The organism is Nitrospirota bacterium (assembly GCA_004296885.1).
Taxonomy (GTDB): Bacteria; Nitrospirota; Nitrospiria; order Nitrospirales; family Nitrospiraceae; genus SYGV01.
This window is the reverse complement of record SCVN01000012.1, coordinates 1-11,167: the sequence shown is the minus strand read 5'-3', so window position 1 is coordinate 11,167 and position 11,167 is coordinate 1. Positions and strand designations below refer to the sequence as shown.

6 protein-coding genes are annotated in these 11,167 nt (G+C 65.2%); 3 read left to right on the top strand and 3 right to left on the bottom strand.

Features of this window, described 5'->3' with window-relative positions:
• From EPO61_06870 to EPO61_06860, 3 genes are all read right to left on the bottom strand, one after another.
• A partial coding sequence (locus EPO61_06870) for a response regulator (GenBank protein ID TAJ09193.1) occupies positions 1-3,209 on the bottom strand: 3,209 nt, incomplete at its 3' end.
• Between the two features lie 1,024 nt (positions 3,210-4,233).
• Positions 4,234-4,935 carry a flagellar brake protein gene (locus EPO61_06865; GenBank protein TAJ09192.1) on the bottom strand — a complete coding sequence of 234 codons (702 nt, stop codon included), beginning with the start codon at positions 4,933-4,935 and terminating at the stop codon, positions 4,234-4,236.
• Positions 4,936-5,055: 120 nt separating this feature from the next.
• Positions 5,056-6,330, bottom strand: coding sequence for an HD-GYP domain-containing protein (locus tag EPO61_06860; protein ID TAJ09191.1), 1,275 nt, complete (start codon positions 6,328-6,330; stop codon positions 5,056-5,058).
• Between the two features lie 258 nt (positions 6,331-6,588).
• Here EPO61_06860 and EPO61_06855 point away from each other — a divergent pair, with 258 nt between their 5' ends.
• The 3 genes from EPO61_06855 to EPO61_06845 form a co-directional block, all read left to right on the top strand.
• Positions 6,589-8,760, top strand: a complete 2,172-nt coding sequence (locus tag EPO61_06855) for an EAL domain-containing protein (protein TAJ09190.1) — start codon at positions 6,589-6,591, stop codon at positions 8,758-8,760.
• A gap of 42 nt (positions 8,761-8,802) precedes the next feature.
• A complete protein-coding gene (locus EPO61_06850; GenBank protein ID TAJ09189.1) occupies positions 8,803-10,158 on the top strand; it encodes an HD-GYP domain-containing protein in 1,356 nt (451 codons plus the stop codon).
• Position 10,159: 1 nt separating this feature from the next.
• Positions 10,160-11,167: PAS domain-containing protein (locus EPO61_06845; GenBank protein ID TAJ09188.1), on the top strand; the 1,008-nt coding region annotated here is incomplete at its 3' end.

Genomic DNA, 11,167 nt, shown 5'->3' with positions numbered 1-11,167 from the left:
GAACGGTGAACGGTGAACGGTGAGCCGGACCGGTTCGCAGAGTCCGAACCGGCTTGCGCTTCGCGATTCGCCATTTCCCATTCACATGTTTCACGTTCACGAATCCGGCGCGTGGCTTCAAGGCCGTCCAGCTCGGGCATCTGACAGTCCATCAAGATCACGTCATACGCAATGCGCCCCTGCGCCTCCACCGCTTCCAGCCCGTTGGCGACCACATCGACGCGGCACCCCAGCTTTGCCAGCATGCGGGCCGCAACTTTCTGGTTGGTCACATTGTCCTCGGCCACGAGGACCCGAACGAGTAGGCTGGACGGGAGGACATCGGAAGGTCGATCGGTCGGCACAGTCGAGGCGCTCAGTTGGCCGACGGACGGTTGCGCCAGCACCGACGCCAGGCAGCGGCGCAGTTGGCCATGCCGGACGGGCTTGGTCAGATAGATGTCCACCCCGGCTTTCTTCGCGGCTTCCGCTTCGTGGTGCTGGCCCCAGGACGTCAACAGCACCAGCCGAATGCCGGCGAGGGACGCGTCGTCTCTGATCGCCTGTGCCAACTCGAGCCCGCTCATGCCCGGCATGTGCATGTCCAGAATCGCCACCTCGCAGGGCTTCCCGCACTGTGCCGCGCCCCGCAGCGCGGCGAGGCCCCGCAGGCCGTCCACGGCGCTGACGCTCTCGACGCCCCAGACCTTCAGGCAGGCCTCCAGCATACGGCGGTTGCCGTCATGGTCATCCACCACACACGCCCGCACCCCGCGCAGATCGGACTCCGACGGCAGAACAGCGTCGGCCGACGTCCGGTCCAGTCGTAGGGTGAACCAGAAGGTGCTGCCCCGGCCCGGTTCGCTGACTACGCCCATCTCTCCTCCCATCGCCGTGGCCAATTGCTTGCAAATGGCCAGACCAAGACCGGTCCCTCCGTACTTTCTGGTGATCGAACCGTCGGCCTGCGAAAACGGCTGAAACAGGTTGAGCCGGCTTTCCGGAGTCAGTCCGATACCGGTGTCGGTGACCGAGAAACGCAACACGATGCACGATGAACGATGCATGTCGGAGGCCCCGCTCGTTGTTGCCAATTCATCATTCATCGTTTCGCATTCATCATTTGCGATGTCGCGTTCAACGCGAACGACCACCTCGCCGCGCTCGGTAAATTTGATCGCATTGCTGACAAGGTTGGTCAGTATCTGGCGGATGCGTCCCGGGTCCCCACGCACAAGCGAGGGCACGTCCGGCCCGGCGTGACAGACCAATTCCAACCCCTTGGCTTGGGCCCGCTCGGCCAGCAAGTCCAGCACTTCATCCATCGCCTCGCGCAGATCGAATTCCAAGCACTCCAGATGGAGCTTGCCCGCTTCATTCTTGGAGAAGTCCAGGATGTCGTTAATGATGGCGAGCAGGGCTTCGCCGGATCGCTGCACAATGCCGACATACTCGCGCTGCTCCTCCGTCAGCTCCGTTTCCAACAGCATCCCCGTCATGCCGATCACCCCGTTCATGGGGGTGCGGATCTCGTGGCTCATGGTCGATAGAAACGCCGCCTTCGACCGGGCCGCTTGCAGCGCTTGGTCGCGCATGTCCACAAGTTCGGTGTTCTTGCGCTCAAGTTCCCGGCCGGACCGCACGATGCGATGGGTGGTCCAGAACAGGACGCCGAGCATCGGCAGCAACACCACGGCGTAGGCCAGGCCCAATTTCCACAGGAACCCGGTGATCGGACCGAGAATGTCGTGCTTATCGATGCGAATCAGAACGCCCCATTGCAAGCCCGAGAACCCCATGGTCCCCTTCGTGCGGGAAAATCCCGTGACGACCGTCACCTTCCGGCGATCGTGCATTTCTTCGATGTAGCCGGGAGGACTCGCCTCATAGAGCAGTGCGGACGGGAGTCCAAGTTGCTTGAGATTCACCCGCCCCTCTTCCCGCAATCGCGAATCCGCGATCAGGGTGCCGTCGCGGGCCAGGAATTGGTACTCGATGTGGCTCTCGGTCCCGTGCTGCGCCTGCAACGCGGTCACGGTCCGCGCAAAGGCGTCCTCTAGCACGGGAAGGCCGACTTGGCCAACGAGCGTCCCCGCAAACCCTCCCCGAGCATTCATGATCGGCGCGGCAAAGACGACCGCCACCACCCCCTCGGATTCTTCCGTGATCGCCGCGTCCTGGACCTGAATCCCGCCTCCGTCTCGCAGGGCCCGAAACCAGGTCGCACCGCTTCGGTCGCGGCCGAGACTGGCCGGCGATGTCGCGGCCACGATGCGACCCTCCCGGTCCGTCAGGCCCAGCCACAGATAGACGGGATAGGCATCCTGTATCTGATTGAGCCAGGCGGTGGCAGCCGTCCGATCCGATCCCCTGAGCACCGGATTCTGCGTCATCACCTGGATATCGCCATAGCGCTCTGCCAACATCCAGTCCAATTTGTCCGCAATATCGACGGCCGATACGGCCAGGCTTTCCCCCGTCGCAGCAATCAGGCGATCCTCGACATAGTGGAGACCAATCGCGCTCATCACCAACGCCAGAGCGGTCATGGCGGCGATAAGCAGCAGCAGACGCTTGTCCGCGGCCGGATCCGATCCTGTGCGGCGTTTGTGGTTCGTCCCGATCATGACCCCGTACCTCCTGTCGCCGCTGTCGCCACCTGCGGCCGCACGCCGGACAAGTCCAGTCGGCCGAGGATCTGGCGGTACGCCGCTACGTTCCAGCATCGCGCTGAATTCGAACTGTGCAGGATGGCCGGCCCGAACAGGCGCTGCCGCTGTGCCGGCGGGAGGACCGGGTCCTCGCCGAGGAGCAGGGTGACCCGGGGAGACAACCAGAGCGAACTCAGGTCCACCAACTCGAGGGTCCTCCTCGCCAGGGCCGGGTCCGCCTCCCAGATAAAGAGATGCCCACGGCTGCTCAGCCGCTCCGCAAGACAGGCTGCCAGTTCGCCCGATCCCAACCCCAACTGGATGATCGTCTCTTCCTGTTCGCCCTGCCGAGACAGGGCGGTCGCGGCCTGCTGATATCCGTCCAGTTCCCCCCATTTGACGATCGGAACCGCATCTCCGTCCGCCGTCCTGCCCTCCAGCGCCGCCACGCACCTCCCGCTGCGGCGCACGACGAAGGCCGATTGATCGTGCCGCCGACACAGGGCGGGGAGCACCCAGGCCTGGGTTTCCGCCAACGAGGCCAGGTTCCAGCCCAACCGATCGGCGGACCCCGGCCATTGCAAAACGTGAAACAATTCCCCGACCGCAGTCGGATCGTCAAAGGGCTGGTCCTCGGACGCCTCCTCCGGCTTGCCGAGCAGGCCCAGCATGCCGTCGCCTTGATGCATCCTGAGCGCCTCAGTTCGAAACCCGCTCCGCGCCAGAAGGGTCTGGGCCATGCCCGGACTGTAGAGGCGGGCATGGGAGCCACGAAACAGTTCCTGCGCCATCCGCTCGGTCGGGCAAGGGTCCAACAAGTTGGGCATGGCCAGGAACAGCAGACCGTCGTCATCCAGATGGCGTCGAAACATGCATATCGCGGGCACCGGGTCCGGCAGCCGTTCGACCGGCCCGCCCAGAATCAACGAAAACGTCCGGCTGGGTCTGCGCGGCCAGGGCCGGCGTGCGTCCAGCGCAGACTCGGATGGTCGGCCTTGCAGCGCCGACGTGGAGGCAACTTCATAGATGCTCCAGCCCCGCTCCCGAAAGGGGCCGAGCAGGCCATGGTGACGGTCCAGCCCATCCAGCCCGTACCGGATTGCCAGCAAGGTCCGGTGCTGGACCACCGGCTCGACCAGGTCGGCCAGCCAATGCCCCGTCTCCGGACCCACCATCCGCGGCAGGGACCGATCCCGTATGTCGGCATGGCACAGTTCCGCCTCGCCGGGCATGGGGTCCTGGTACACGTGGCCGCAGTGCAGACAGAGGACGAACCGCGCCCGAGGCCCCGTCGGCCCGGTCTTGGACCCGGCCACATCCTGCCTCTGCGATGAACCGCAGATATGGCACCACCCGCCTTGCATCAGGCCTCCCCGCGACCAATCCGCGCCGCGCGCGCGATCTCTGCATTAGCCCTATCGTGTGAAACCGGCATCGACTTGAGACCGGTGCGAGCGGAGGGAACGCGACTCGAAGCATGGGAGAGAAGGAGACACAACGGAGGGCGCCGGAGTCCGTCGCTCGTGATCCGTAAAGCGTATCTCGCCGCCGAAAACGTATGTGGTATCTCGTGAGGCGTCGTGTGTAGGGAGGCCTTCTTTCTTCACGCGACCGGAGCCGGCATGTGCCGTTGCGCGACGAACTGTTCGATCGCTTTTTGCACCGTGCCGCCCCACCCGCGAAACTCGATAAACTCGGTCCGATAGAACTGAAACTCCAGGCCGATCAGCGGCCGGGCCGCCGAGCCTGAGATGTTCTTCACGATGCCGGACAGGTTGGTGACGTGCCCGATCCCCGGCAGTTCGAACTCCAGCCGGACGGCTGCTCCGGGCATCATCCACCGGGCCGATCCGGTCAGCGATGCCCGACAGCCGGCGATGCTCAAGTCCTGCAACACTCCGACGACCGGTTGCTCCTGAAACGGAGCGCTGGCGGCGCCGGGCAGCTCGTCGGACCGCACCATGATCGGCTGATGGACGGGAATGCGGGGATGCTTGCGGAGCAAAATCTCTTCGATCCGCTCGGGGAAGGACAAAAACAGGAGCGGCTCCGGAGAAATCTGCCCGCCTCGAATCTCGCTCCGATAGCCCACGACCTTGCCTTCGTGGATGTAGCGCACGACGCAGGGATTGCCCTGACGGCACTCCACCGGCTGGCCCTCTTGATACGGCAACCCGCTGATGACGAAGGCCCCCTCTTTCCACCCCAGCAACGTGGCGCAGGTTTGCAGATCCTGCCGGTCGAGCGGGATCGTGTATTGCAGCAGCACGCCGACCGTGAGCAGACTGGTGGGGGCTTGAGCCATGATACAAGGCTTATCGGCGGTTGCAGACTAGGCCTTGAGGAGGGCGTTCGTAAAACGTATCTCGTATCTCGTGAAGCGTCGTTCGTAGGGAGGTCTTCTTTCTTCACGCTTCACGAGCGATCAACATCCGGCTAGAGCCGTCTCGGGCCGGTCCAGATAGTCGGACGGGTTGAGGCCAACCTCCGCCGGGTCGAGGACGAGGCCGATCGCATGGGGACATCCCGGCTCCTGGTCCGACAGGTTCAGCGCCTCCGGGGGCTCGATGGGCCTGGCATGCCGGTCGCGCACCAGCAACAGCTTCGGCTGCAGAGGCCGCTCCGGAAAGACCTGGGTGACGATCCCGATCGCCCCGCTCTTGAGCGCCACGCAGGACCCCACCGGGTAGACGCTGACGCAGCGGATGAACCGCTCGACCAAACCCGGGTCCACGTGGCCCTTCTTCCCCAGGTCGAACAGAAATTGCAGCGCTTTGAAAGGCGGCATGGCCTTGTGGTACACCCGGTCGCTCGTCATGGCATCGTAGATGTCCACGATGCTGCCGATCAGCCCGAACTGCGACAACTCATGCCCCTTGCGCTGATGCGGATAGCCGGTCCCGTCCACCCGTTCATGGTGCTCCAGCGCCGGCTTGATGGCGCATTCGTGGAGGCCCGGTGTTCTCGACAGAATTTCCGCGCCGTGGAGCGCATGTTCCTTGATGATTTCGTACTCGTTCGGCTCGTACCGGCCCGGCTTGTTGAGGATCTCCAGCGGCACCCTGGTCTTACCCACGTCGTGCAGAAGGGTCCCCATGCCCAGCAGATGCAAGGTCGCGCGGTCCATCCCCAGGCTCCGGCCCATGCCGAGGGCCAGGACCGAGGTGTTGACACTGTGAAAGAAGGTGTACTCGTCGAAGCTCTTTAGGCGGGACAGGCTGGTCAGCGCCGCGGGGTTGCGCAGCACGCTGTCGGCCAGACCGTCCACCACGCGGGCGACCGCATCCGCATTGATCTCCCGCCCCATGCGCAGGTCGCCCATGGCCTGCTGCACGATGTGCTTGGCGTCGCGATAGACCGCCTTGGCCAGCGGCAGTTCCTCATCGAACGACGTGGGCTCGGTCGATGTCGGTACGGTCCGGACAGGCTCGAGACTCGGACCATCCGAGCCGGGCGGCGGCAACGGCTCGGCCAGTGACTCGCGCCCCGCGTGGGCGAAGGCATCCACGTCGACAACGTCGGCCCCCCGGTCCGTCTCGATCTCGACCAGTCGGACGCCGCAGCGATCGAGGATCCGAATCTGTTCCTGATCCGTAATCGACAGACGATACCGGTAGGCGGAGTTTTCCAGCTCCGGCTTGTCGAGCCCCCAGAGAAACATGCCGACCGTGAGCTGCTCGATGGGAATCTGCTTGCGCATGAAGCCCCTGACTCACAGACCCGCCCTCGCGATCAGGCCCGGCGCCATCTTGAAGACGGTACCTATGTCCTAGTTCCTGACTTAGAGACATGCCCCGTATCGGCACGGCGATCGTGAAACTTGAACCGAGGCCGACCGACCCGGCGATCCGCCTGCCGGTTAAAGTCGCCCGCGTCTTAAACCGATAACCCTCCAGCGGAATTTGGCGGCAAGGCACCCGTCCCAGCATCGCCGTCCGGACAATGACGAGGGCCCAGCATGGATGGCTCAACATCGCGCCCCCTTGCCCTGCTCGTGCTTCAGGACGCTGCGCCGAGGCTCCTGGCCCGTGTGTCCCTGGAGGAGGCGGGCTTGGTCGTGGAAGAGGCCTCCAGCGGACAGGAAGCCCTGGTCGCATTCGAGCGTCTGCGCCCGGACATTGTGCTGTTGGACGTCATGATGCCCCGCATGGACGGTCTCGAGACCTGCGTCGCGCTGCGCCGATTGCCCGGGGGCAATCGCACGCCGGTCTTAATGCTCACGGGACTGGACGACACCGATTCCATCACCCGCGCCTACGAAGCCGGCGCCGCCGACTTTGTCCAGAAGCCGCTCAACGGCGCGATCCTGGCCCACCGTGTCCGTTACCTGCTGAGGATCAGCTCGACGGTGGAGGCGCTGCGCAAGAGCGAGGCCTACCTGGCCAACGCCCAGCGCATCGCCCACATCGGCAACTGGGAATGGAACCTGCTGACCCAGGCTTTTCATCTGTCCGAGGAAGGCCGACGCCTTCTGGGGCAACCCGAACCGGACGCCTGCATCACCCGGACGGCATACCTGCAATGCGTCCACCCCGACGACCAGCGGCTCGTCGAGGACGCCTTCGCCTCCGCCGTCACCCAACGGACCCGTTTGAGCCTGGACCATCGGCTGTGCTGTCCCGACGGCACGGTCAGGATCGTCCACCAGGAAGGCGAGGTCGCCTGTGACGAGGCGGGCCGGCCCACAGCCCTCGTCGGCACGATCCAGGACATCACCGAGCGCAAGCGCGCCCAGGAACACCTGGATTTTCTCGCCTATTACGACAGCCTGACCGGTTTGCCGAACCGGCTCCTGTACCGGGACCGGCTGGCACAGGCCGTGGCGGATGCGCAACGGCACGGGCACCTGGCGGCCACCCTCCTGCTGGACCTCGACCGTTTCAAATTGATCAACGACACCCTGGGTCACCAACAGGGAGACCGGCTGCTGCAGGAAGTCAGCGACCGGTTGAAGGCCTGCGTGCGCAACAGCGACTCGGTCGGACGGCCGCATGAGGATCACGCGCCCCTGGCCGGGACGTGTGATCGCACCGCCTCGCTGGCCCGCCTGGGCGGCGACGAGTTCACCATCCTGCTGAATCGCATTGCCGGCGCGCCGGACGCGGCCAAAGTGGCCCGCCGCATCCTCGCGAGCCTGGCTAAACCCTTCCACCTGGACGGCCAGGAGGTCTTCGTCTCGGCCAGCATCGGCATCGCGATGTTTCCGCTCGACGGCGAGAGCGCCGACCAACTGCTGAAGAACGCCGACACCGCCATGTACCACGCCAAACAGTCGGGACGGAGCGTCTATCAGTTCTATTCCCAATCCATGAACGCCTCGGCCGGCGAGCGGCTCGCCATCGAGAACCGCCTGCACAAGGCCCTGGACCGGGAGGAGTTTCTGCTCCATTACCAACCTCTCATCGCGCTGGAGACCGGGCGGATCATCGGCGTGGAGGCGCTGGTCCGCTGGCAACATCCGGAACTCGGCCTGGTGCCGCCCATGCAATTCATCCCCATCGCGGAGGAGACCGGCCTGATCGTTCCGCTGGGCGAATGGGTCCTGCAACGGGCCTGTGCCCAGACCCGGGTCTGGCATGAGATGGGCTTCGCGGGCTTGCGGGTGGCGGTGAACCTCTCGGCCCGCCAGTTCCAGCGCCAGAATCTCCTGCACACGATCACACGCATCCTGCTGGCCACCGACCTTCATCCCCGTTGCCTGGATCTGGAACTGACCGAAAGCATGATGATGCAGGACGGCGAATCCGCTTCCACCACCTTGCGCGAGCTGCGCGAGCTCGGCGTCCGCCTGTCTATGGACGACTTCGGCACCGGCTATTCCTCCCTGAGCTACCTGCGGCGCCTGCCGCTGGACACGGTCAAGATCGACCGGTCGTTCGTGAAGGACTGCACGACCAACCAGGAAGACGCGACGATCATCAAAGCGATCATTTCCATGTCGCACAGCCTGAAATTGAAGGTCTTGGCCGAAGGCATCGAAACCGGAGATCAGCTGGCCGTCCTGCGCGCCGCGGGGTGCGATGAGGCGCAGGGCTACCATTTCAGCAAACCCCTGGCCGCCGACCAGATCACGGGCCTGCTCAAAGCCAACGCGCTGGAGAAACGTTCGTTCACGCCGACTGCGGCGTAGGCGCCCCACGGCTTCCCGGGCCGGAAGCAAAGGACCAGTGCCGTGAACCAAAAACCGTTCGGACCGGACGAGGAAGCCGCGATGAGTCAAGGCAAGACGATTCCCGTCGAGCGCATCAGGCTCGGCATGTACGTCGTGGGGCTGGACCGGTCCTGGTTCCAGACGCCGTTTTTCAAGCATCACTGGTTGATCGAACGGGAAGAAGACCTGGCGCGGCTGAAAGCGTGCGGCATCAGCCAGGTGACGATCGACCCGGCTCGGGGCCTGGATGTGGAAGAACCGTGCGGCGGACAGGACGCGCCGCCGCCCCGCCCGGCGATTGTCCCCGATTCCCCGGCCGATCCGGCCCACCCACTGCATGCAGCCCAGGCGGCGGCCGGCGCGCAAGGCACCGAGGGCTTTCAGGCCACGTTCGAGCAGGAGGTGGCGCGCGCGCGCACCGTGCGCGCGGAGGCGCGGGCGGCCATCGAACGAATCTTCAGCGGTCTCAAGACCGGCGCGCCCCTGGACGGTCCGGCGCTCCGCGCCGTCGTCACGTCCGTGCTTGACCGGTTGACGGAGCATCCGGTGGCCATGCTCACGTTGACCCAATTGGAGCAGATGAAACGTCTGGATACGGACCTGTTCGCGCATTCGGTGGATGTGAGCATTTTCTCGTTGATCGTCGGCCGCGCCCAGGGATTGACCGACAGCTCGTTGGAGCAGCTCGGCATGGGCGCCCTGCTGCACGATCTCGGTGAGACGCGCCTGCCGCAAAATCTCTTCCGCCAGCACGGGCGGCGGACGGAGCAGGACCTGGCGCTGCTGCGGCTCCATCCTCGGATCGGCCTGGCTGCGCTCTCGGGCGCCGGTCCCCTACCGGCCATTGCCCGCGCGGTGATCGCCGAACACCACGAGCGCCTGGACGGGTCCGGCTATCCTGACGGGCTCAGGGGAACGAGAGTATCCTTGCCGGCCCAGATCGTCGGGCTGGTGGACACCTACGATGCGATGGCCAGCAGCCGGGGCGGCCGCCCGCCGCTCTCGCCCGACCAGGCTGTGCGCCAACTGTTCCAGCTGGGCCTCCGGCACCAGTACGACCGGATGCTGGTGGAGTGGCTCATTCAATGCCTGGGCGTCTATCCCTTCGGCAGCCTAGTCGAGCTCAGCACGGGAGAACGGGCCGTGGTCTACGCCGTCAACCCCGTAGAGCGGCTCAGGCCCTGCATCAAACTGATCACCGATCCCCAGGGCCGTCCCTACCCGGTGCCCTGTCTCGTGGACCTGGCCGCTCCCACGCCGAACGAACCGGCACGCGCGATTCTCCGCGTCCTGGACGCCTCGGTCGAGCGGGTGGACGTGCTGCGCTACTGCGAGCCCGCGACAACGATGGCGCTCACCGCCGGATCGTGGAACTGACATGTCCGCTCACCATCCCCATCAGGCTCTTCGCCAGGTCGCCCTGACCCTGGCCCACACCGCCTACGAGGCCCTGCCGCTGGGGCTCTGTCTGGTGGACGACCGGGGTTGCATCGTCTCGCTCAATACCGAAGGCGCTCGCATGCTGGGTTGGACCGAAGCCGACTGCCTGGGCTTCTCGCTCCACGAACTGACCGGTTGCGGGTCGAACCCCGCCAACGGTCGTGCCTTCGTCCACTCGACGACCGAAACCCAGGCCCGCGACCTCATGACCGGCCAGACCGCCCGGTGCCCGGTGGCCCAGGTCTTCGACACCGGCCTGCCGGTGTGGTCCGCGCAATCCGCCATCCGCGCCCGGGACGGACGGTGGATACCGGTCGAATACAAGTGCCTCCCCCTCTTCGACAGAGACGCCACGGGAGCCCTGTTCACCTTCCGCGACCGGAGCCCTCAGCTCCAACTGGAGCAGGATTTGCACCGCCTGGCTTCGATCCCCGAAGAAAGCCCCTTTCCGGTCGTCGAGCTGGACGAAGAGGGGCACCTGCTCTATGCCAACCGCGCGATGCTCCAACTCCTCCATCGCTTTGGCTATACGGATCAGGGCTGTCCCGCGATTTTGCCGGACAATCTCGCGACGCTCGTGCGCGAATGCCTCACGGCCCAAGCCTGCATCGAACCGGTCGAGGTCATGCTCGAAGACCAGTGCTATGCCTGGACCCTCTGCTCGGTCCCCGTCTGCCGGCGGTTGCGGGCCTACGGAACCAACTTGACCGAAATCCGGCGAACCGAACGGGCCATCCGCAACCTCGCCGCGATCGTCGTGAACAAGAACGTCGAGCTGGACATGGCCCTGGCCAAGGCGGAGGAGGCCGCGCAGATCAAGGCCCGCTTCCTCGCCACCATGAGCCACGAGATCCGGACGCCGCTCAACGGCGTCATCGGCATGCTCGAACTCTTGCAGGACAGCCGCCTCAACGCCGAGCAGGCCGACTTCGCCGGCACGGCCAGG